General features: G+C 29.9%; 20 protein-coding genes. 3 read left to right on the top strand and 17 right to left on the bottom strand.

Annotated features, from left to right (window positions below; genetic code table 11):
• Window positions 1-118: 118 nt before the first annotated feature.
• Window positions 119-817: a hypothetical protein gene (locus tag ACKTTV_RS12470; RefSeq protein WP_408031170.1), complete on the bottom strand. Its 699-nt coding sequence runs from the start codon at window positions 815-817 to the stop codon at window positions 119-121.
• Complete coding sequence (locus tag ACKTTV_RS12465) at window positions 818-2,704, bottom strand: hypothetical protein (RefSeq protein ID WP_408031169.1); 1,887 nt, start codon at window positions 2,702-2,704, stop codon at window positions 818-820. It lies immediately after the preceding gene.
• Window positions 2,705-3,402: 698 nt separating this feature from the next.
• Here ACKTTV_RS12465 and ACKTTV_RS12460 point away from each other — a divergent pair.
• Window positions 3,403-3,573, top strand: a complete 171-nt coding sequence (locus ACKTTV_RS12460; RefSeq protein WP_408031168.1) for a hypothetical protein — start codon at window positions 3,403-3,405, stop codon at window positions 3,571-3,573.
• Window positions 3,574-3,682: 109 nt separating this feature from the next.
• Here the strand turns inward: ACKTTV_RS12460 and ACKTTV_RS12455 are convergent, their stop codons facing one another.
• The 3 genes from ACKTTV_RS12455 to ACKTTV_RS12445 form a co-directional block, all read right to left on the bottom strand.
• Entirely contained in the window at window positions 3,683-4,306 is a 624-nt protein-coding gene (locus ACKTTV_RS12455; protein ID WP_408031167.1) for a hypothetical protein, read from the bottom strand.
• 202 nt (window positions 4,307-4,508) lie between these two features.
• Complete coding sequence (locus ACKTTV_RS12450) at window positions 4,509-5,477, bottom strand: alpha/beta hydrolase family protein (RefSeq protein ID WP_408031166.1); 969 nt, start codon at window positions 5,475-5,477, stop codon at window positions 4,509-4,511.
• Window positions 5,478-5,699: 222 nt separating this feature from the next.
• Window positions 5,700-6,713, bottom strand: a complete 1,014-nt coding sequence (locus ACKTTV_RS12445) for a leucine-rich repeat domain-containing protein (protein WP_408031165.1) — start codon at window positions 6,711-6,713, stop codon at window positions 5,700-5,702.
• A gap of 273 nt (window positions 6,714-6,986) precedes the next feature.
• Between ACKTTV_RS12445 and ACKTTV_RS12440 the strand changes: the two genes are divergently transcribed.
• Window positions 6,987-7,172 (top strand): hypothetical protein, encoded by a 186-nt coding sequence (locus tag ACKTTV_RS12440; protein ID WP_408031164.1) that lies wholly within the window; start codon window positions 6,987-6,989, stop codon window positions 7,170-7,172.
• Window positions 7,173-7,697: 525 nt separating this feature from the next.
• Here the strand turns inward: ACKTTV_RS12440 and ACKTTV_RS12435 are convergent.
• From ACKTTV_RS12435 to ACKTTV_RS12405, 7 genes are all read right to left on the bottom strand, one after another.
• Entirely contained in the window at window positions 7,698-8,387 is a 690-nt protein-coding gene (locus tag ACKTTV_RS12435; RefSeq protein WP_408031163.1) for a hypothetical protein, read from the bottom strand.
• Between the two features lie 772 nt (window positions 8,388-9,159).
• The gene (locus ACKTTV_RS12430; protein ID WP_408031162.1) at window positions 9,160-9,510 is read right to left on the bottom strand and encodes a tetratricopeptide repeat protein; all 351 of its coding nucleotides are present in this window, start codon (window positions 9,508-9,510) and stop codon (window positions 9,160-9,162) included.
• Between the two features lie 523 nt (window positions 9,511-10,033).
• Complete coding sequence (locus ACKTTV_RS12425; protein ID WP_408031161.1) at window positions 10,034-10,159, bottom strand: hypothetical protein; 126 nt, start codon at window positions 10,157-10,159, stop codon at window positions 10,034-10,036.
• Between the two features lie 580 nt (window positions 10,160-10,739).
• Window positions 10,740-11,498: a hypothetical protein gene (locus tag ACKTTV_RS12420; RefSeq protein ID WP_408031160.1), complete on the bottom strand. Its 759-nt coding sequence runs from the start codon at window positions 11,496-11,498 to the stop codon at window positions 10,740-10,742.
• A 222-nt stretch (window positions 11,499-11,720) separates the two neighbouring features.
• Window positions 11,721-13,025 carry a T9SS type A sorting domain-containing protein gene (locus tag ACKTTV_RS12415; protein WP_408031159.1) on the bottom strand — a complete coding sequence of 435 codons (1,305 nt, stop codon included), beginning with the start codon at window positions 13,023-13,025 and terminating at the stop codon, window positions 11,721-11,723.
• Between the two features lie 386 nt (window positions 13,026-13,411).
• Window positions 13,412-14,740 carry a hypothetical protein gene (locus ACKTTV_RS12410; RefSeq protein ID WP_408031158.1) on the bottom strand — a complete coding sequence of 443 codons (1,329 nt, stop codon included), beginning with the start codon at window positions 14,738-14,740 and terminating at the stop codon, window positions 13,412-13,414.
• 99 nt (window positions 14,741-14,839) lie between these two features.
• Entirely contained in the window at window positions 14,840-15,055 is a 216-nt protein-coding gene (locus ACKTTV_RS12405; RefSeq protein WP_408031157.1) for a hypothetical protein, read from the bottom strand.
• A 345-nt stretch (window positions 15,056-15,400) separates the two neighbouring features.
• Here ACKTTV_RS12405 and ACKTTV_RS12400 point away from each other — a divergent pair, with 345 nt between their 5' ends.
• Window positions 15,401-15,604: a hypothetical protein gene (locus ACKTTV_RS12400; RefSeq protein ID WP_408031156.1), complete on the top strand. Its 204-nt coding sequence runs from the start codon at window positions 15,401-15,403 to the stop codon at window positions 15,602-15,604.
• Window positions 15,605-15,758: 154 nt separating this feature from the next.
• Here ACKTTV_RS12400 and ACKTTV_RS12395 read toward each other — a convergent pair whose 3' ends face one another.
• From ACKTTV_RS12395 to ACKTTV_RS12375, 5 genes are all read right to left on the bottom strand, one after another.
• Window positions 15,759-16,358: a DUF6642 family protein gene (locus ACKTTV_RS12395; RefSeq protein ID WP_408031155.1), complete on the bottom strand. Its 600-nt coding sequence runs from the start codon at window positions 16,356-16,358 to the stop codon at window positions 15,759-15,761.
• 188 nt (window positions 16,359-16,546) lie between these two features.
• Complete coding sequence (locus tag ACKTTV_RS12390; RefSeq protein WP_408031154.1) at window positions 16,547-18,712, bottom strand: flavin monoamine oxidase family protein; 2,166 nt, start codon at window positions 18,710-18,712, stop codon at window positions 16,547-16,549.
• Window positions 18,713-18,724: 12 nt separating this feature from the next.
• Complete coding sequence (locus tag ACKTTV_RS12385; protein WP_408031153.1) at window positions 18,725-20,455, bottom strand: alpha-keto acid decarboxylase family protein; 1,731 nt, start codon at window positions 20,453-20,455, stop codon at window positions 18,725-18,727.
• A 402-nt stretch (window positions 20,456-20,857) separates the two neighbouring features.
• Complete coding sequence (locus ACKTTV_RS12380) at window positions 20,858-22,102, bottom strand: peroxidase, FMP-type (RefSeq protein WP_408031152.1); 1,245 nt, start codon at window positions 22,100-22,102, stop codon at window positions 20,858-20,860.
• 838 nt (window positions 22,103-22,940) lie between these two features.
• Complete coding sequence (locus ACKTTV_RS12375; RefSeq protein ID WP_408031151.1) at window positions 22,941-24,614, bottom strand: TPR end-of-group domain-containing protein; 1,674 nt, start codon at window positions 24,612-24,614, stop codon at window positions 22,941-22,943.
• Window positions 24,615-24,616 lie beyond the last annotated feature (2 nt).

Here is a 24,616-nt window from a genome sequence, read left to right as displayed (position 1 = left end):
TAGTTGGGTAAGGAGACAATTTTGAAATATACATTTACAATTTTTCTTTTATAAGATGATCAATCTGGACAGTTCTAAGTTTTTTCGTAATTAATTCTTTATAATTTTTAGGGTATTTTTAAAACGGAACAACCAAACCTATTCCTCCAGTAATACCAGACCATCCAGTAGTTAACCTACCTCCACTTGGAGTAGTTAAGTAAGCTCCTGAATCATCATTTTCTAAAGTTAACTTACCTCCTATGTATACATTTAAATCTAAATGCGCTCTGAGAACTATATAACCAACAGAATACTCATAATTTAGAGCTATTGCCCCTCCAAAATCTAATGAATTAAATTCTAATTTATCATTTTGATTTCCAATTCCTCCTCTACTTTCGGTTTCAAGAATTAATGTTGATGGAGTTACCAATCCTTTTATTCCTAAATTTAAATTGGCTTTCTCAAATTCTTTTATAGGGAATTCATATTCAAGCCCAAAAATAGAACCAGTTAATTCATTTGTTAATCTTATGAAACCTGAAAAATCAGCAATCGATGACTTCGCTCCAGAAACTCTTCTACCATAAAAAATAGAAGCTTTTTTGTTTATTCTTATCCCTACTCTAAATCCATAATTAAAAGCAAAGTTGTCTGAGGTCTTGAAATTCTCAAGAGGTATTTGATCAGCTAAGTCTTGATGAAAATTCTTTAACGAATTAGATATAGGAATACCTCCTTCAAAATCGACAAAAACCTCAAAGTTTTGAGCATTTACTCTTGAAGATACAATGAGTATGAAAACGATAAGTAGTGTTATGTTTTTTAGTTTCATTTAATTTAAGTCTATATAAATTCCTCGAGTATGTATTAATCTATCATTCCCTAATCTTACTAAATAATCTCGATCTTCCTGATTAAAAAGACCTCTAGCAGATTTGTTTGGTTCAAATTGAAATCTAACGATATCCTCTGTTAGGATATTATAGATTGCACTTCGATCACTCTGATAAACCAAAAGTTTATTTGATGAGCTATCAAACTGAAATTTTTGTTGAGTTGCTCCGAATGAGAATGATTTCCTGGTATTATTAATTAAATCCACGAAGAATACTTCATTACTTGATGCATAAAAGAGATTATCCCCATATATTTCCAATGAAAAATTAATATTTGAAAAGTCAAATACTTCTACCAATTGATTGTTATCTATTCTGTATAGTTTATTTTCTGAGTTGGTATAAATTAAAATGTACTTTCCATTATTAGAAAGATATCCAAATCTGGCAAAATTATATGGAGCTGAGTAGATTACCGTATTATTGGTTACGTTTGTTAATGTTACTTGATTATTAGAGTAATCAGTTCTAGCAAGTATATTTCCTCTGTATATAAACTTAGAATTTGATAGAGTATCAGTATATTGATCAATTATTTGTAGAGTTGAAATATCCATTTCATATGCATAGTTGTATGTGTCAATATGAATATTATTATCGTCTGGATTAATGGTTATATTTAAACTTTCATGAACTCGATAGCAGGATATCAAGTTACTTGTGCGTAGAAGATCCATTTCAAAAGAGTATTCGTATATTCTGAAGTGATATTCAGAAACAGATCGATCTTCAACTATTAGGGCATAAAAATTATTGGTACTCGGATGATAAACAATTTCTTTTAAAAATAGTGGATTTAGATTTGCCAAGCCAAATGAATTACTATTTGCTAGAGGAAAATCGTCGCTTATATAAAATTCAAACTGAATTTCAAAGTTATTAACTTTAGGGCGAATATTTGGACTTAGGATGCTTCCAATAATATAGGGTGAACTGATTGAATATTCACCTCCTGAACTTGATCCCAAAAAAAATTCACCTCCAAAGAAGAACTCAAAGTTTTCGAAGTTCGAATATAATGGATGTGCAGACCATGTTAGCTTATATGAATTAAAGTTTAAAAAACTTACTTCCAGGGTTATGGAGCTAGGGTCATAAGATAAAGATTGAGGGGATCCGTAACTTTGTCCGTAATCACTTTCAAATAATATGGAATAGGATACTGAAGAGTACTCATCAAAATTGGAATATCGTGAACTACCTTCAAATAAAACAGTCGATTGATCGTTGTACGTCCCTAAAGCTAATTGATCATTAGATAACGGTATTTTTATCTCTCTGGTTTTAAATTTAAGACTTAAATAGGCATTGGTGAAATCTCTTTCATAGTCTGTTGACCATTTAACATAAATTGTACCATCAGTTATTTCTACGTTTTCTATGGGAGGTGGAGAGGAAGGCAAACGTTTTACAAAAAATTGATATGACGCAATTTCTGTAAGGGTTTCCAGTCCTGCTTGATCGGCTATACTTCCAGAACCAGATGAAAACTTATGTTCAATACGAATATTATGGATTCCATCATCGTAAGTTTGAGGTCTAAGAATAAATGTTCCAGATTGCCCGCTAAAATATGCATTAATTTGCCTGTTATCCACGTATACTTTAGATTCTATTGTGCTTTGATTATTAGGAGATTGAAAATAGTATCTCATCACCTTCTGATTGTTAATAGTATCTAGGTTATTGAAATTGACTAAGTTTATATAATTGGTATCATTTATTGGTTGTTCTAGATCAATAAAGTTGTCAGGTGTAAAATCATAACTACATCTCATTAGAAAGAAGCTCATAACAACTATTAAGACAATTTTTTTTTTCATATTTATGGGCAAAATGTTTTACAACAGTTTTTGTATAACCATAGGTTTGGTTTAGTATTCGTTTTCTTTTAGGCTTATCACTCGCTTTAAGAAATTTAGTTTGACTTTAAATATCGACTCAATTATTTCCTGTTCTTTTAAATTAATTTTTACTAAGCATGATAGTACCTCAAAAATTGAGAAAATATTCATAAAAACATGAACATATATTGCAGAATTTGTGTTTTCAATCATTTTTATTTTCACTAAATATTCTCTTCAACCTAAATGATTCGTTGAAACCTTAAAATTCATAGATATATAATGATTATAACTAAATTGAAAGACTAATAAGATTGTTATTCGTAAATTAATTTTGCTTATCCAGTATTTACGAATTGTACCTAACTAGTACTTAGTATGCAATTTTTTATATTTGGGCGCAAATTTAAGTTATTTTCTAATTAAGAAAAAATATTGTTGTGATTTTTTTTAACTTGATAATTCTAAGCTTTCTAACTTTTCAAATTGCTTTTTTCAAATTTTGGTTTGAACAATATGTTTCATAACTCTTGTTACTTCCATTTTTTATTTTGGCATAATGTTGTGTTTTAAGTTAGTATTGGTTCAATAACTGTTTTTTATTAAATAAGGTTTCATCGTCACTGTTTTAATATATAGTTTGTCTATATTGCTTTCATTAACCAAAACTTAATACTATGTTAAAAAATATTTCTAAACTAGGAATCGAATTATCTAAAACTAAACAACGTACTATTTCTGGAGGTGACAGTCCTGAATGCTATTACTGTAAGTGCCTAACAGGTGACATTGTTATTGGATGTGGCCCAGATCGAGTGGAAGGATGTGGAGAAGCATGTGCACTCTAATTCCTTGCGACTTTCGGGTCGCTTTTTTCTTTTCTTTATTTTTAATTCGTTTACTAAATCTTGGACATAAAAAAACACCTTAATTAAGGTGTTTTACAATAGGTTAGTTTTACATTTTAAATTGACCTACTAATTTCTTTTTCCAATAAATTTCAAAATTAGTAGGGGATTTTTTTTCCTTAAGAGCGGGAAAGATAAAAATTAACTTTAACCCTTTTTTTCTTCTAAAATTCGCCGTTTCTAATCTATATCGATACTTTGGTTTTTTTTTGTTAATTCTTCCACCAAAAGAATGGTAAACATAAAAATCAAAGTTTTTTATTCCATCCAATGAATTATTTATGAAATTATCCTGAGATTTAAATTCTTTCAATTTTATTTTACTTGAGTACCAACTAGCAGACCAAAAGCTTTTATATATACCTCCTTCTTTAGGTCTATATCGAATTTTTCTATCAACATCAACAAGTGAAATATCATTGAAATCAAAGCTCTTCCTTTCTGAAAAATCAAAGAATTTTGCGGCAAAGAAAACTTTATATCTTTTTTCATCAACACCATTTATTTTCTCTGAACATATCATTGTATCATCACCGAATGCATTATTATCAATTAAACCATATTTCAATATCTCTATTTTAACATCCTCTATAAGTGGATATTTAGATTGAGACATACAATTATTTCCATAAAGAAGTCCAGTTAAGGCAAACAATATTATTATTTTTTTCATAAGCTAAATTTAAATATAAGGTAACTAGTTTTAAGTTCGCAAATATAAGGGTTATCCGTAACCTATTACCTAAAGTAATTAAATTAAAAAGCTTTTCGTTAACAAATACTTTTTTGTAAGAAGTTGTAAATTTTTAACATAAAAAAACACCTTAAAAAGGTGTTCGCATTGAATATTATCGATGTATAACGTGCAAAAAAAACTAGTAACCATGATATTCTACATTCGGGAGTTTTTCATTATTCTTTAAATATCTATTAAACCATTTTAGGACTTGTTCATTTACTTCATCATTATGTTTTGTTAGACCATGATCACCTCCTTCAAAAACAATTAATCTGTAAGGAATTTTGTGTTTTTCGAATTGTAAAGCCAAATTCAGACTATGCTCGGGCTTTGCTCTCCAGTCAGAACTTCCATGAAGCATCAATATGGGAACATTTTTAGGAAACTTATCTACCCATTTTATAGCAGATCTTTTCGCTAATTCTTCCTTTTTATTTTTCCAATAATTGGGTATTAATTCGGCATAAACGCCTTTTTCAAACTTCGGTCTATTCATGATTGTTAAGTCTGATGGACCTCCTCCTACTACTACAGCCTTTATTTTATTCGTCTTTGTTAAAGCTATGTATGTCATCATAGAACCTCGACTCCAGCCATACATTCCAATTCTATTCGTATCGGCACCCTGAACTTCCTCTAAAATCTTAGGTAGTATTACGACATCATTTACGTCCTTCCCACCGAATTCTTCTTTTCCTTCACCTCCTCCATTACCTCTATATTGACTGGCAATTACAATATATCCCTTACTTACAATGGATGCAAAAATATGCAAAAGTAACGGCCCCGATGCTTTTGAATATTCTCTATTCCCACCACGATTGAATATAATACAAGGATATTTCCCTTGTTTTTTCGGTTTCATCAAAAAACCATTAACTTTTAAACTGTCACTTAAATACTGTATGGCATAAAGTTCGACATCGTCAATACTTTTATAAATATCTTTCCAAATTCTTTTTCCATTAACTTCTTCGGTTAATTTTGAGTGTTTTGAAAACCTTTGCATATTGATTCTTTCTTTTTTCAAAAGAAGTTGGTTTTCTTGAGCGGTAGTATTACCTATTGTTAAAACCAGTAGTAATAAGAAATTGAAGTATTTCATAGTTGTTTCAATGTTTTGATAGTGTGTAATATACAATAAAATAAACCACACCTAATTAGTGAGATTAATTTATAATTCGTTTAACAAATCTTAGACATAAAAAAACACCTTTTTCAAGGTGTTTTTTGGTAAGTATTATTTGTGTGGACAAAGTTTTGTACTCTCTTTTTAAGAAGATAATGTCCTTATTATTTTATTAAGTTTATTTATAAACTTAAAGTATTAATTCTTTATCACTTTTTTCAAGGCTATTTTATTATCATTACTTTCTATTTTTACTAAATATACTCCTTTAGAGAAACCACTAAAATCAAAGGTACTTTCTTTTGTCTCTAAAATTTTATCTCCTAAAACAGAATACACTTCTACTCTTTTGATTTCGGCTAAAACTGAAAGAGAAACAGTTAATTGATTATTCACTGGATTAGGTGCTATAGATATGCTATTGTTAAATACTTCATCCATACTAGCTGTTTCACAATTTTCACTGTAACTAGCAGTATCGTCTTTACACCAGCCATAACGAGGAATATTACAGCTAGGACGTATCTCATCTTCATCATCAACTAAAATACAAGTAAGATTTTCATTATCGTGAGCCTCCATACTTCGTATAAAAGCATTATACCCGTTTTTTAAGTTTAAACTCGTAAGTTCATTATAATCACAACGTAAATGAGTTAGGACCTTGTTTTGTGATACATCCAAACTAGTAAGTTCATTATTACCAGTATATAAATACATTAGCTCCTTATTTTGTGATACATCTAAATTCGTAAGGTCATTATAACGACAATCTAAAAAATCTAGCACCGTATTTTGTGATACATCTATACTTGTAAGATTATTTGCTGCACAAATTAACCTATTTAGCTTTGTGTTTTGTGATACATTTAAACTCGTAAGGTTATTCCCTGTACAGTCTAAATACTCTAGCGATGTATTTTGTGATAAATCTAAACTTGTAAGTAAGTTACTCCTGCATACCAATCGAATTATGTTTTTAAATGCCTCAATGCCTGTTAAATCTGAAATGTTTCTAAAAAAAATAAAACTTATGCTACCGGTAAAAGCTTCTGCTTCGCTCACTTGTATCTCTGAATCTCCATTGGTATTAATACTGCCATTGCTAACTAAAAAGGACTTAAAATTAGTATCCGGAATGTGTACGTTTTGTGCTTTTATAACAGTTAATAAGCATAGGGAAAGAAATAAGGATAGGTATTTTTTTTTCATAATATTAATTTTTATAGTCCTCTATTTTGTTACTTGCTCTTTTGTTGAATAAAATTACTTTAACATATATTTTTAATAGAAATTTTATTACAACAAAAATGATACCATATTTAATACTTAATCTGCGTACAGCAACTGTATCTCGTTCTGTTCGTGCTATAAATAGTATTGAAACCTCCTTTTCTTGGAAGTGCGTTTTTTGCCCTTCCATATAAATCTTCATATCTCATATATTACTCTTTTAGTTTATTCTGTTTTTACTAATTTTGATTTATGAAAAGAATACAATTTATTGGTTTTACTTGGTTTGGTATTGTGTTATTACACCCTTTTGTGTATTTGTTTTTGTCTAAATTAACAGGGGCTTTTCCTCTATCTCTTGTATTAACTTCAATATCTATATTTATCGTTTTTATTATCATTCTTTCCTTTGGCTCAAAGTATGTGAAGAATGATTAACCTACAATTAGTTTATAATTCGTTTATTAAATATTAGACATAAAAAAACACCTTAATTAGGGTGCTTTGTGGTAAGTAATTTGTCTCTTCAAATTTGAATTCTCATGTTTCTCATAGTGAATCGCGGATGAAATCAACAACGCCTGAGAAAACAAGGAATAATAAATAAACAGCTAAAACTTGTAGAGCAATAATTAAAAGAAACTTGATTTTTTTTAACAAAACCCTAATTACGTCTTGATAGTTATAATCATTCTCTTGTTTCCAAAATATAAAAAGTAATACTGCTAGAGATGTAATACAGAATAAAACAACGCCAAGTAAAATATGATGTATCATACTTCAAAAGTAGTTTATTTACACTTACTACAATTATGTCAAAGAACTTTTCCGTTTTTAAGGTGTTGGAGATCCTACTCTTATTTTATAATTCGTTTATTAAATCTTGGACATAAAAAAACACCTCAAAAAAGGTGCTTTGTAGTAAGATGATATGTATATTAGAAACTCTTTATAAAATTTACACTATTTTCCATGAGGAGAATCAAAATAGAATCTCCAGCTACTGTTATAATTATCGTCAAAATTTTCTTTCGAATCCACTCTGATTTTAATATCATCTCTTTTCCAATAATTAAACTCGTCATATTCCCTAATTAGTTCAAAATACTTTTCTTCAATGAGTTTAAACTCCATTGAATTTTTTATTTCATCTATTTGGTAATCTTTATAAACAAACAAGACAATATATTCCACATAACTTAAGATTTTCCAAATTTCGAGAATTTCTAATTCTTTATATATTTTCTCAATTTTACTTTCAGGGATTAACCAGGTGACTTCATGTTTAGCAATTCGTTCAAAAGCAAAACAATAGGTGAAAATATTATCTATTTTTTGTGAAGAGCTAAAGTTATCTGAGGAATTTAGCTGAATATATTTTCCAACAATTTCTTTCCGTTTTTTAGTGCTAATATCATTGAAATAATATTCCTCACTCATTGTAAGTTTCAATTCTTCTTTAATAGTTTCCACATGTATTTCAATTTGTAATCTATTTGCACTTTCGTTAAAATTCTCTAGAATATTTAGAACTCTCACATTATATGTATCAGAAATCCAATTTGAAAGAGACTTGAATTTTTTAGCTATTTTACTTTTCCCTTGTTTTATAAGTTTAGTTTCTTTGTATTTGATATCTGATGGTAAAAACATTTTAGTATCGTTGATTTAGATTAGATATACGTCTATTTTACTTCGAATATAACTATTTTCTTATCAAAGAATTTTTCCGTTTTTAAGGTATCGGCGAATCTACAATTTGAATTCAATTTGTTTGTTTAATTTTGTCTACAATGGAAATACTTATAGGTTTACTTTTTGTAATTATTGTTGGGATAATTTCATTTATTAAATTTTTTATCTCAGTTTTAAGAGATCCAGAATATGTGAATAATTCGTTTGATGAGATTGGTATACCTATAAAGGATCGACTTATACTTAGAAAAAGTTTAATCTTCATTATTATATTTTTTGTTATATGTTTAATTGCTAAGCTCTTTATTTAACTACTGTTTTATTGGTTTGTTTATATTTGACTCATGAAAAAAAGAATTAAAATTGCTATCGTAGAAATCATTCTCTCTGTAATTTTAGCCCAGCTTTTGTTTCGTTTCAATATTAATTTGATTGATGAATTTTTAATCTTTTTTAATTTGGACAATAGTCTGATTAATACTGATAGATTTCTCTATATTTTGTTATTGACTGTTTGTATCCTAGATATTTTTGTTTGGAAAAAAATAAAATCATCAAAGAGCAGATCATTGTTTGAATCTTTCTTTCATGTATTAGTTTTCGCATTACTCTTCTACAACTTGTTTTCCACTTATCTTTAATTCTACACTTTTCTTAAATCTTGGACACAAAAAACACCTTAATTAAGGTGCATTGTGGTAAGCATATTTTAATAGCGATATTGACTTTATCAAATACATGCTTTATTAATTTTTTCTTCTAAAGAGATTATTTGGTTTAATAATTCAGGATACATTTTTAAACTTTTGGATTGATTAATGTATTTTATAGCTTCTTCACAATTGTTTCCATTATTAAAATACCCTAAGGCAAGGTATAATTTAGCATATGAAATCCAATATTTTGAATCACAAATACCTAACATTGTTTTTAATGTTGCTATTCCTTCATTGTAATTACTCAAAGAGTATTCTGTCCTAGCTTTGTTAATATAACTCGGCCAGTAGGTGTTATCTGCATCAATTCCTTTTTGAAAATAAATTAGCGCTTTTTTGTATTTCTTTTCAATTAGATCTAACATTCCTAACTCAACATATATGATAGAGCTAATCTCATAACCTAAAGCTGACCTAAGTTTATATCTGGCTTTATCTAACTCACCAGTATTAATTAAATAGTGAGCTTCATCAAATAATAAATTAGCCTTTACATGTTCTATTCTTTAGGTTGAATAATTCTCAATATTTTGAAATTTAATAGGGCTCTTGTATTTACAACCAGTCAATAAAATCAAGAACAATATTGTCAATATTTTAATTTTAAACATTATCAATAGATAAAATTTTAGATTCAAACTTACTACAATTATGTCAAAGAACTTTTCCGTTTTTTTTAGGTATCGGAGAATCTACTGTTTTTAGGTTTGATTATATTTGTGAATGTTTGATTATTTACTTTATATATTTCTTGGTCTCTTAATACTTAGTGGTATTGGAAAATTCCTTTACGTAATAATATATGGTAGTGAAGAAGATGTAAAAAAATATGTTGATGATTGGGATGATGATTCAGGCGTTATTTAACTACACTATTTTTAATTTTTGTTATTTTTGATTTATGTTAATATTTGCTGACTTAAAATCAGAAAAACACAAAGGCTTAGAGGCGGTAGGGAATACCCCTATACTAGGAGTGTTTTTCATTTTACTATTTAGTATTTCTCCTGGCATACTTTTATTTTTTTTTGATCTTCCTAAAGAGTTAGAAACACCTCTTTTTTATTTACTATCTTCTTTTTGGTGTTTTATACTTTATAAACTAGAAATTCACATTAGACTGTTTTTTATTCCTGCATGGATACTTCTAATTATTTTAGCGTTTTTTACTAGTATATAAATACTACTGTTTAATAAGAATTTTCATATATTGAGTGAATGGAAAAGAAAACAATTTTAATATTTACACTTTTAACTCTTCTTTCGTTACTCGTATCAATCTTACTTTTAAAAATTGATCAATTTGAAAACTCTAAAACTTACTTATATATATTTTTTTCTTTAGCTTTTATTTCTGGCTCTATTGAATCTTATCATCATAGATATTCGGTTAAGAAAGTTATCCGAGAGAAAAATATTTATTTCTTGTACTTTTTTGTTTTAACGTTATTGATATATATTTTTGGTTAAACCTAATCAAACAACCTATAATTAAAATGACATCTCTCGATGCCGCTAAACAAAATCTTTGACAATAAAAAAGAGCTTCAAATTGAAGCTCTCGTGGTAAGTTTATTTTGAAATAATTCTTTTTTTAATGATAACTAAAAACTGAAGAAAGGGATAAGGTATTATTTCTATACCAAAAGCTCTCACCCGGATAACCTAAGTCATTATACTCATATCTGATTGTATCTAAGTCCTCTGTACTGTTACCGTTACTGTGCAAAAAAGTATATTTATATGATTGATAGTTATTAGTATTTGTATTGATATATGATTCAAAAAACATTAGGAATTCTTTTAGGTTTCTGTCCCAATTTATATAAGGGCAAAATTTATTATCAAAATCAGAATACTCAAAGATTTGACTAGTTCGGAGATTACCGTTTAATAATTTAAAAAACTCAGTCCTCTTTTTTATGTTTTTACCTTCAGTATATTCAAATTCAATCACTTCTTTATTACTGAAGTCAAGATCTATATCATGCTCTATCTTTTTTACATAACCATCATCATTATAAAAATACGTGACATTATTTCCATCATCTCCTAATAATTTCTTTATTCTATTTCCTTCATATTCAAATGCATACACGACACTTGGACTAACAGAATACGATGAACGTAATTTATGTATTTTTCCATTTTTATATTCTAATACTCTTATAGAAGTCCCATCAGAAATAAAATTCCAATTACTATCGTATTCATAAATAGTTCTTCCTGATTGACCACTAGCCCCCCATGTATTAATAACTTCTTTAGGAATAACTTTATTAGGAATAATTTGTTCATTTTCTGTTGAGCATGAAGCTAATATCAAACATAGCATAAGACAAAAATTTTTCATAAAATTTATTTTTAATAATTTACAAAGCTAATTAAACTAAATTTAAAACTTACCACAATTATATCAAAGAACTTTTCCGTTTTTAAGGTATCGGAGAACCTACTCTTATTTTATAATTCGTTTACTAAATCTTGGACATAAAAAAACACCTTAAAAAAGGTGTTTTTGTGGTAAGTGTTATATGTTTAAACTAGGTTTTGTGCCTAAACTTAAAAATACTAATTAATTCTTTATCACTTTTTTTAAGGCTACTTTATTATCCTTACTTTCTATTTTTACTACATATACTCCTTTAGAAAAACCACTAAAATCAATGGTGCTTTCTTTTGTTTCCGAAATTTTATTTCCTAAAACAGAATATACCTCTACTCTTTTGATTTCAGCTAATTCTGGGAGTGAAATAAATAATTGGTTATTTACTGGATTAGGAGCTATAGAGACATTAGTATTAAATACTTTATCAATACTCGCTGTTTCACAATTTTCACTGTAACTTGCGGTATAATCCTTTCGCCATGAACCAGGTATATTATTGATGTCATCCACTTGAATACATGTAAGGTCTTCGTTACCATATGACCACGTTCGATACATATTATTGTTATTCCCGTTTTTTAAATTTAAACTTGTAAGGTTATTATTATAACAATATAAATTTTCTAGCTTTGTGTTTTGAGATACATCTAAACTTGAAAGATTATTATCATTACAATGTAATACATTTAACTCCGTGTTTTGAGATACATCTAAACTCATAAGTTCATTTTGTTTACAATATAATCCAGTTAACTTTGTATTTTGCGATACATCTAAACTTGTAAGGTTATTATCATTACAATGTAATACATTTAACTCCGTGTTTTGAGATACATCTAAACTCATAAGATTATTATCAGAACAATCTAATAAAGTTAACTCCGTATTTTGAGATACATCTAAACTCGTAAGTATATTATCATCACACCACAAATGAGTTAACTTCGTATTTTGAGACACATCTAAACTCGTAAGTTGATTATATAAACAATTTAAATAAGTCAATTCAGTAGCTCCTGACACATCCAAATTCGCTAGCTTATTATCATTACAACGTAATTTAGTTAACTCTGTATTTTTCGATACATCTAAACTCGTAAGGTTATTGCTATAACAAGACAAATCAATTAACTTCGTATTTTGAGATACATCTAAACTCGTAAGGTTATTATTAGAACACAACAAACCAGTTAACTTCGTATTTTTCGATACATCTAAACTCGTAAGGTTATTGCTATAACACCACAAATGAGTTAACTCCACAAAAGCTTCAATACCTGTCAAATCTGAAATATTACTATAATAAACATATATTCCACCAGTAAAAGCCTCGGCTTCGCTTACTTGTATTTCTGCATCGCCGTTGGTGTTAATAGCACTTTTACCGACTAAATAGGCTTTAAAATTAGCATCTGGGATGTGGACGATTTGTGCCTTTGTAATCGTGGATAAACAAAGAAGAAATAGTAATAGTAAGTAGTTTTTTTTCATAAGTATAATTTTAACGTTGTATTATTTGTTGTTGCAAAAAAAGATCCCGTAAACGACTATTTTTAGAATTGTTAAAGTCTTAACTTGAAAAAATATATTGATTTGAGGTCTTAGCTATTTTTAACAGGCATCTTTTTAAGAGTTAAGAATTTTTTGCGCGAAGATATTTTATTTTTTTAAATTCTCTTACAGCTTTACTTTTTTTTCTAGCATACAAAAAATAAAGCTGTAAGAGAATCTCACTTACCACAATTATGTCAAAGAACTTTTCCGTTTTTAAGGTGTCGGAGAACCTACTCTTAAATTATAATTCGTTTACTAAATCTTGAACATAAAAAAACACCTTGAAAAAGGTGTTTTGTGGTAGATGTTATTTCATTTTGAAACTACTCTTTGAGTGTAAACCCTTTAACTTCAAAATGCCTTTTAACACTTGTAGGATTTATTTCTCTAGTTCTTTTTGTATCCAAACTAATAGCAAAAAACTTATCGCTAGGTCCATCATTATGATATTCTCCATAATGTACAAATATTATTTCGTTAGTCGGAGGGTAATATATTGCAGTTCTTTGTATAAAGTTAGGAATAAATCCAAATTTTGAATTAAAATAATTCGAAAAGTCAGTTTCAATTTTAAAAGAAACGCCTGAACTCATATTCAACTCATAAAGATCTCCTTTGACACCAAAAAAGAACCTATTATTAACTTTATCTTCAATCAAAGCAGGAGCATTATCATGAAACTCTGGCAAACTTCCCTCAATATTAATCTCCTTTATGCTTGTTTCAAAAGTATTAGCATTAATCGTGAGTAATTTAACACCTTGATTAATTCTTGTATTAAGAGCTATATAGGAGTTTAATGATTTTGAATATTTAAAATTTTCGGCATAGAAGTCACCCCTATGTTCCGAATCTATATTTATAACATTTGATATATCTACTAATTGATTATTCTCATTCAACTCCTGAAATAATAATAACCCATTATAATAATTAATTTGGATAACAACTTTTTTATTTAGTGTTGAATTGTAGATGGGGTGAGCTTCGGTATATCCATTCTTGGGGCATAAACTCCTAAAATACCTTTGTTCGCTTTCTATATTTATAACGTTAAGTGTTTTGCAAGACTCATGATTTACACCAAAGAACTCTTTCTTTGAAGTATCGTATTGGATAAATCCGGTCAGATGCCCCAAATTTAAATTAGACTCTTGTCTTATTTGAAAATTTCCATCTTCTTTAAAATTAAGACTCTTCAAGGTATAACAAAAAGCACAACCAGGTGTATTTGTCTCTCCAAAAAAATAGATTGGCTGATGATCTATCCTTTTAATTACAAATTCGTTTTCTGAAACTGCAGTTTTGTCTCCAATTGTTAACTTCAATTGCCCTGACTCAGCCCCTACTGGTACAATAAAATTTAGGCTATTCACCTGAACATCTTCAATTTCCAGCTCAATCTCATTTAATAATAAAGTAATATTTTGTTCAACAAATTCTTCTCCTCTCCAATTTAGTTGTATCCTATTTCCGGCATATCCTTCACCGGGAGAAAATTCAACAATTCTAAAATCTTCTCCTAAGTTTTCATTACTGGAACAATTGTAGAACAAAAGTATAGATACTAGAAATAGAACAATTTTTTTAAAGTAGTTTTTCATAATGATTATATTCTTTTGCTCTAAGAAATAATTCATTTTGATATTCATAACAATTTCTTATAGCGATTTTTATAGCGCAAATATATTAAAAAACTCTACCACAATTATGTCAAAGAACGTTTTTCCGTTTTTATGGTATCGGAGAACCTACTGTTTTATAAATGGATGGTTGCATGAGATATATTCGTTCATATTCAAAAACTTAAAACTTACAAATGAAGTTTTACTATTGAAGTGTTTACCACATTTTTTAGCAGCTTTGAAAACGCATTTCGAATTTACTCCCATAATATGACCAGAAGGAAATCGTAGCCCTAAGTACTTCGTTTTTTTAGCTGCATTTATAAGTTGTGCTATAGTCATAATTTTACTGTTTTACTCTATTTTGTTTTACTATTTTTGATTTATGATTGAATATTTAATACCTATTTTTTTTATCATTATTTTTATTCTTCTAATTTGGTTATATACGATCCCAAGACAACTAGACATGTCTGGAGACATTACTAAAAAGGAAAAAGAATACAAAGAATCCTTTTCTGGGCTTATTGATGAAATAAAACAAGGCGCTAAAAACTTTTGGAAATAATTTTAACTACACATTTAATATTTTAACCAGCACTTATACATTTCTTCCTTACCTTTTTGAAGTCTAGATCATTTGTATCTCTTTTCTCGTTTCTTTTGAGTAAGTTAAAATTTATTAAGATGTTAAAGTCAATTTCGAAATTAGGTTCAGTATTAAATAAAGCTGAACAACAGTCTATTAGTGGAGGTCGTGTAAAATGTACGTATCCTGATGGAACAGGTTGGGATTTAGATTATAAATCTGAGCAATCCGAGTTTTTAGCAGGAGACCATTGTGTAAAAACGGGTGGAACGGTTGAATTTTATGAAGGTGTGATGCAATAAAATTTTTAGATGAAGGCGAACTCAGGTTCGCTTTTTCAATTCATAAAACATATCAAAATATCCCTATTATAATAGTTTATATTTTGATATTGTTTTTTGTAATTTGATTCAAAGTAATTTGTCAATTACCAGTATATTTAGTGTTTGATAGTTACTAATAATACAATCTAAAATCAAGAAGTTTGCAGAGTTTATAGTGTTTTTGATACAATTTTTCAACAACATCTAACATATTATCATCTTCTTTAAATAAATTAAAGAACACCTTATCAAGATTTGCGCTGGCAATGCCATTAAACACATTTCCATAGCCAGAAATAGCTTTTGCTCCCGTTATATCTAAAAAGTATTGGGCCTCTTCTTCGTCTAAATCCAAAACTTTGGCATTTGAAAAATGCAATACTTTATCATTCAACCGCCCTTCAAAAATCTCTGCAATTTCCTGTAAACTATAATAGTAATCATTCAAACAAATACTATTGGCTTCCCCTTCCATGACTAAATAGATAATTTCATAGTTCTTAAAATTATGATCATCTAGTACCAAAGTATTTAAACTAGCCTCTAAACCTTCAATAGAATCACATGTTTTATGAATACTAGCGATTCCAAATTGCATGGTTAGTTCCTCCAATTTATCCTGGGTTGAAGTAATTTCATCTGTTTCTACGTCATGAACACCTTCTAAACAGAAAATAAAATAGTCTGAGTTTATAAATTGTTTTTGGGGTAATTGCTGTCTTCTTTCTAACAAGTTTCAGGATTTAAGAAATATACATTGCAAAAATAAGACTTGTCTTTGATTTTTTTATGATTGATTTGTAACAAAAGAGCTGAATTGGAATAATACTTATTATATAAACACAAAAGACCCAATAACCACTATTAAGCAGTTATTGAGTCAATTTATCATTTTACTTTAGAATCAATACGTATACTCTATTATTGAGCTAGTTCAAGCGATGCCTCGTCTACTTTATTAGCTGTTTCCGAAGGTGTGTTACTCGCTGGACAAATAAATGGATACTCGGTATCATCTATTAGTTTTTCTATATTAAAGAAATCATTTAATACAGATTCTGCGGTACAGAAAGCTCCTTCTACCCAAGCTTGGTCATTGGAATAAGTAGATCCTATAATAAAAACATTACTGTCTTTACCTTTTACTAAAGAGGACGGCTTTCTTATTTTCTGCTGTACATCACCAATATTGTAATGCGAATAATAAGCATGATATCCTGCGTTAAATGGAGGTAGTGACCAATCCATATATTTGGTTTCCAAAGGTTCAGGAATGGCTGTATAACTAGCTTGTGATCCAAAATGCAAGGTAGCTAATTGCTGACGGAGCATTTTTACCATAATAGCTGGTGCTTTGCGTGGTCCTTCTAAAGGCTGAGTATCTTGTGACTCTGCAACTTTACGTTCTCTATTAGGTCCTATTTCCAAAGCTTTCCAGAAGGTTGTATAACGGATATCATCGTAGCTAGCCAAAATTCCATATACTTTTTTACCTTTTTCCTTACGAGCATTGTCTCCAAAATACACCACTTGTCTAATTGGCATGTCTGTTGCACTAGGGCCAATCGTATCTAAATGTGCTATACTCGTGATTTGTTGTTTCTCTTCATAGGTGAAACTGGCTTCAACTATACTTTCTGCAGCGCTTAAAAATGCACTTTCGGTGTCATAGCTAACATCAATAAGTGATGTTACCGAGTTATCATAAGCTTTATTTTGCGACTCTGCTTCTAATTTTGCTTTTGCGGCTTTAGAAGCTGCTTTTTCAATTGCCGCAATATATTTATTAGGAAACTTATCTTTTTTAAGCTCTTTAACTCCTTCCTGAGTTAAAAAATAACTATTTAGTTTTGCTGGATATTTTGAAGGCGATGGAATATCATCTCTCCACCAAGGAGAATCAAAGAACATTCCTATTTTGTAGGATGGTTGCATTAAAACAGATTCCAAATATAATTGTACTTTGTTATCATTTAAAACATCAAAATCGTCATCTGTTTTATTCATATAACGTGTTGCTTGTGCCACTAAATCAATAGCATACCTACCCATGGCTAAAAAGGCAGCGTCACAAGTTTTTGAATCCAATTCCTTCGTAGGTTCTGCCCTACTTGCGGTTGTATAATGAATTGTATTTTTGTTTTCTAAGATAGAACGTAATCTTGTATTTGGATAATACTCAAAATGAATACCTTTTTCTTTCGATAACTTTACAACTTCTTGGAAAAGTGTTGAAAAAATACCTGAATAACCAATAGTTAAGGTTTTGTATAAGGTACCTGGAGTAAACTCGTTGTTCACTTCAAAAGACTGTGCTGAATTTGTGTTAACTACATTGGAAGAATATCCATTTCCATCGGCTAGATAACTAAAACCTTCTTGACCTAAAACATCATAGGCTAAATTCCAATACCCAATATCTTTTAGCTTTTGTCCTTTTTCAAAGATGGATTCATCCCCTAAATCTTCGGTGATTTTTCCTTCTTCGTAAAATTTACACCATTCTTTTCTTGTAGGAGGTAAAGCATCATCAGAAACATCAATTCCAACACTTTCTATTTTGGTAAATCCGTCATCTGGTGCTCCATATTCTCCATAATTATTTACATTATAAGGGGCTGGATTATTCGCATTAATATCAGAAGTATACATACTTTTTGCACGTAATGATAATAATGGATCACTAGCTTCATTAAAAGGAACGGAATACTTTTCTAAACCAATTTCACTAATGGTTTTCGTAACCAAACGATGTCCTGGGTTATTACCATTATTCGGATCAGGATTGTTTTTTGTTTTCTTATAATCCCAAGCAGAATAGCGCATTCCTCCTAGTTCTAAATAAGAAGCATCTTCATCATCTTGATAATGCCAAGTACAAACTCTGGCACCTGGTGCACGAGTTCCCTTTTCTTTTTTCGAAAAATCATATTTCCCCCAATCGTATAGTTCTAAGGTATCTCCTTTTTGTAGGTTTTTCGATGTATCTTTTTTATTTGCTGGTTTCCCTTGAAGCAATCTCCATGCTGTGTATAAACCAGCAGCACCCGCTCCAAAAATTGAATACGTTTTGTTTTTATTTGTCATTATTATAGGATTTTAGTGATTACAATTCATTACTTGAGAGGTTAAGTTCTTCATTTGACCTGCTAAGTCTTTTTCCGGAATGATAATTTCTACTAACGTTGGTTTGTTTGTTTTTTGTGAGGTAATGGTTTCCAATACATCATTCAATTGTTCAATACTACTTGCTCGATGCCCATTGGCTCCATATGCTTTGGCTAGTGCCAAATAGTCCCATTTAGGTAAATTATCAAACTCATCGAAGGTACCCTTTGGGCAAAAAGCATCTATATCAACAAATACTTGTTCAATGGCATAAACTTGATTGCTCATCACAAAAATTACGCTATCCACATTGTATTTAGCTAAGGTTGAAAGAGATTGGCAAATCATCATAAAACCACCATCTCCCGCAATGGTCCATGATTGTTTTTTACTTCCCAATTGAGCACCAAGAGCGGCACCTGTTTCGTAACCAATACATTGCCATGCGGCTGAACTAATAAAACTATTTTGTTTCATTCCATAAATATTGGTGGCTACATACATGGCAGAACTCACACCAAATGTCAAATTAATGTCCTTCCACATATTTTTATCCTCAATATGTTTTACTGTATGTTGAAAAAATCGATTATAGGTTAGTACTTCTGGTGTACTATTGTATTTTGGATCAGATTCAGAAACCCAAGGTTCAGGATATTTTGGTTGTTTCGGAGCCTTATTTTTGAGTGGATAAGTTTTACTTTTTTCAAAACGCTCTAGTAGAGCTTCCATAAAGTCTTTCATGGTAACACCTTTATAAGTGAAATATCCAGCCCTAATTTCGGTAGTTGTAGCCAATATCATATCGGAAAACTTGTTTTCAACAAACCACAGATAATCATCTGTAATAAGAGTTCCTAAGGATAAAAAGCAATCGGAATCTTTAACATAATTGATAACATTGGTAATCGATGCCGCATCTGAATACGTGCCAATAAACTTGTCTCCCTCTTCGTCCAAAACCGTTTTTCCAAGAGATGTTGTAGTATAAACAAACCCACTAGCATCAATTATTTTTTGGAGTAGATCGGATAAGTCATGCCTTAAAACTTCAACGCCAGCAAATATCATGGGCTGTTTAGCAGCTTTTATTTGAGACCAAGCTTGGTCTACTGCATTGTTAAGCGCCTCTTTTTTACTCTTCTTTATTTTAGGTTGTAACTTCTTTTTTGAAGGTGGTTTGCAAGGTTCTCCCCAAACCTCACTGTAAGCGGCAATATAAACTGGCTTTTTATGTGTTATCGCGGCAGTTATTAGCTTGTCTATTTTTTTATCGGCACCAACGGAAGTGTTCAGAGTCTCTGATGCAACGGTTACATGATTATAGATTTCTTGGTCTGCTTTTAAATTACCTGTTGAATGATGGTATAAAACATTATACATGTTACCTATTTGTCGATCATTAGCCCCTGGTGTAGCGCTGATAACAACAATAGGACTCAATTCTACATAGGCACCAGCAACAGCATTTAAGGCACTAAATGTACTTACACCATATTGTAAGGAAACAGCAGATAATCCTCTTGTTCTACCATAAGCGTCTGCTGCATAAGAGGCATCTAATTCATTTGAAGTACCTATAGTTTCAATACCATCAAATTTTTCTAGGGCTTGTGTGAAGTTTTTTACATAATCGCCTGGAATTTGAAATACTTCCGTAACATCTAGTTGTTTAAGACGAGTTAATAAATAATCTGCCACTGTGAAGGTGTTTTTCTGCATGGGTTCAAGGTTTAAGTTATTTTGATTTACCTAACAAAAACAGTTACATGTATTACTCATTTTCCATCTGGCTTAAGCAATTGTATTTCTACGTTTGTTTTAAATTGATTTGAGTTCAATTTTCTTCCGATTTCAAGAGTCAAAAGTTATTGAGTTATTTCCGTGTAATTTGTATTGTTAGTTTGTTGTTCAATCAAACAATTAGTTAGATTGTGTTCTTAAAATTGGTGAAATATTAAAATCGATTTTGAAAAAAGGTCTTAAATGTCAGGTATTTGATCATAAAAGAGTTGAATGAAAGTATTAAGCATAAAAAAGACTCAATAACCTTGTAGAATGGTTGTTGAGTCAATTGTATCATGAAATTCTCTTTTTATTTTAGATTTTTTTAATATGTCAAGTTTAATGACGAGTATGTCGCATCATTGGACAAACAGAAGCTGGAGCTTCCTCTACTTCATGAGGAGCCTCAGTTGGTAGTTTAATTGATGGCAAACGCTTATTAGCTGGAATGTCCTTTTCTCGACGCAATGTATTTACTTGAATATGTGGCCATAGAGTGGTTCCTCCTGTAGATCCAAACATAAATTCGAAATCCACAATTTGTTCGTATTGAAGTTGCTCAATAAGACCTCCAAACTCTTCATCATAAACTTCTTCTATCCACATACGATAACGCATTCTTACGACTTTACAATAGCGATGAATCATAACATTGTTTATGGTAGCTCCTTGAACTCCTGTGTTATGAAATGAGTCTAATTCAATCAAATCATATCTCTTCACATCCATATTTTCGATAGCATCTGACAACTTCAAGTTTGGTTGAACCGTATATGGGAATTTAGCACCAAACTGATCATAATTAAAAATAGATTCAAAATAAGCACGTCCACTATTTACACCTCCATCTTTTTGATCTTCACGTGGAAGTTTTGTCCATTCGGGTTTTTTACGTGATCCAGGTATTAAATCTTCTTCTGGATGAATTCCCATACTTGGAGATACCGCTAAATATTGCTGTTCCCAAAGGTTGGCAATATGAGGAGCACCTTTTTCGGATTCTGTAATATTCCCTGTAATATGAATGGTTGTTCCATGAGGAATGACTCCTGAACGAGAGATTTGATAAGGTGGTACAAACTGAGGTCCAAGTTCTCCTGGTCCTATAACTGGCTCTCCTCCATCTGTTTTTACAGATTCCTCACTTGAAGTATGTTTAAACATATTTGGTGGATTCTGATATGGACTTTCGGGATCCCATGGCATTTGATGATCTCCTAACCATAAGTACATTCCGTTTTCAAAATGTTGAAGGTCATCATTGTTATCGATAATAGCTGTTTCATATTTCACAGCAGCATTGAATTGCTCGTTTGATCCTGCTCTATTTCGTACGGGAGCATTCACTTGAGTAAACTTTAATTGTTCTCTATATTCTTGAGATTTAAAATGGAAGACACCAAAAATAGTTTCAGAAGATGTTCCTGGTGATGGCATCGGAGTGGTATGTAACCCCGTAGGTCCGCCTTTCCAGTTCACCCATGTTCCATGGAGTTTCGATAAAATACCAAATTGTGGTCCTTTGGGTAAGCCTTCCTCCCACTCAATGTAGGGTTTTACTGAGGATTTTTGTGGTTGTTTCATATTATGTTAGTTTAATTGTTACGAGTTTGGTGATATCTACACCATTTTGAAAATAGAATTGATATCCTTGATTAACTTCAATAGGTTCCAAGTGATTTTCCTATCAACGTCAATAATTGTTGTAGGTTTAGAAATCTATAGATGTATTATGAATTGTTAGTTGTTTTCAAATCAAACAATAAGTTTGATCATACTCTTAAAATTGGTGAAATATTAGCATCGACTTTTAAAAAAAGTCTTGAATGTCAAGTTTTCGATCATAAGAGAGTTTATTGAAAGTATCAAGTTGAAAAGAAAATTAGGAGTTGCTTGTTTTTGAAGAGCGATTTTTTTTTGATTTTATAAATTGAATAGCTTCTCCTGTTTCGCAAAATGGAACCGAAAACTATCAAAATTTAGGTTCATTCATAGCTTAGTATTCCGGTCAAATGGTAAGAAAATTTTGAATGAGCCATTCTCAGCAATTGAAAAATGTAAGAGTTTATCATATATACAATGATGTAGATTATTTTAATATTGAAGCAACTAAACTCAGTAATCTTATAAAGAAAAAGTTACGACAACCATAAAGGTTACTTATTAGGTTGTTTTATTGAATTTTATTTAACATAATAACGAACTATTTGAAAACAGAATTGTTTTAGAATTTTATAAAATGAGATCTTTTTAACCGAAAATGTTCATATTGCTCTTTAATTTTGCCTAAATTTTCTTGCCCTGTGTATAAGAGCTATTCTACTCTTCTTTTATAATTCGTTTACTAAATTTTGGACATAAAAAAACACCTTAATTAAGGCGCTTTGTGGTAAGATATATGTTTATAAGGTGTTGTGTGTAGTTATTTCATTTTCCTGATTTCTAAACTGCCTTTATCATTTATTTTGACAATCTCCCAACCTTTATTAAATTCTAATTCGTAAAAATCTCCGATTATTTTATTTCCTTCAATTCTTTTTGGCAGGGGAAATGTGAATTTTAAAACATCTCCAATCCAGGTTCCCAAAATTCCTGTTTTACCAAGTTTACCATCTTTAATGTAGAAATTTCCAAAATCTTCTTTTGACTTTGCTGTCCCTTTTATACTTGAAAAGATGGTTCTGTCCTCATCAAGAGATATTGTTCCGTTCATATTATACGTTCTCCCATATTTTTCATCAATTGAAGTTACGGACAAAGTTGGGCTATCAATAAGCATTTTGGTGTAAAAGTTAATTAAATCTTCTTTTCTTGTTTTTTTTGATAACTCTTCTTGATGTATTCTTTCATAATTGTTTCTTTCTTTTGCTTGCAAAATATAAGTGTTGCTAAGAACTATTTCCTTTTTTACAATTTTAGCTTCATAAATTTCAAGAAAATTATAAATAACATCTAACCCTTTCTTCCAATCTATATTTAAGTAATCGAAAACCAATCCATAGGCAGGTCCAGTAGCATAAGGAAATGGTCGAGTATATGTTTCAGCAACTTCTCTTTCATTGATTTGATGAATAGCCTCTTCATATTTATTTTCAATAGCAGATAGTTTTATTCCTGTATAATTTGCAAGCCCTTCTAATGTCTCTAATTCAAGTTCGTTTTTAAGATGTTCTTTATACTTGATTTGTCTTAATTTTCTAAAAATGAGAGCATCATTAAGATGCAATTTTATTTTTTCTAAATCTTCGTTATTGCTAATAGATTGTAGAGTAAGTCTTAATGCTTGGTATTCTAAGCGTAACCATTGTCTTGCATCGTAATTATCTAAATATGATACAGGATTACCATTAAACTCTTTGTGTTTAAATTGTAGTGTGTGAAATAATTCGTGAATAAGAGTAGTACTTTTACCTTTAAGATAATTGTTCAAAATTGTAGCATATTTTTTCCCTTTATATTCTTGAACAGAATTTGTGAAACTCAATTCGTTGTTTTTTATTTTTGAATAAAATAGAATAGAATCTGTAGTTTTAAATCCTGTTATTGGTTTTAGAGAATAAATGTTACTGTCATAATCTATAATAAGAAAGTCTGTATGCCAAATGTTTTCTCCCCAAAGACTTCCATTATCATTGTCTAAGAGTTTTTTTGCCTCACTTAACCTATTTTTAATAGTTTTTCGATTTCTTTCAGGTAGAGTTATTAGATTGGTTTTTACTTTGTCGATTATTTCATCCCATTGACTAGAGGTGTGCAAACTATTTAAATCACCATCTCTTGAAATATGTTTATAGTTTGAGTACAATTTGTCATTGACTAAGTGATTTAATAGTTCAAGTGCTTTTTTTGGTTGGTTATTAAGAGCATAAATGCAAGCCCCGTTATAATAAACACCTGTATTTTGTATCTTAAATCCGACTTTATTTATAAGGATCGAAAATTGATTTGAAGCTTCATTATAATTTTTTGAATCGTATGCTTTTATCGCAGATTGATAAACAGCATTAATGTCTAGTTCTTGTGCGGAAACTGAAAATTGAATGAAAAAAAAGACAATAGTAATTCCAAAGATTCTATTAAAAACGGATAATTTCATTT

Origin of the sequence: Tenacibaculum xiamenense, assembly GCF_964513065.1 — a bacterium.
Classification (GTDB): Bacteria; Bacteroidota; Bacteroidia; order Flavobacteriales; family Flavobacteriaceae; genus Polaribacter; species Polaribacter xiamenense.
The sequence above is the reverse complement of the archived record's forward strand: the minus strand, read 5'-3'. Positions and strand labels throughout refer to the sequence as shown.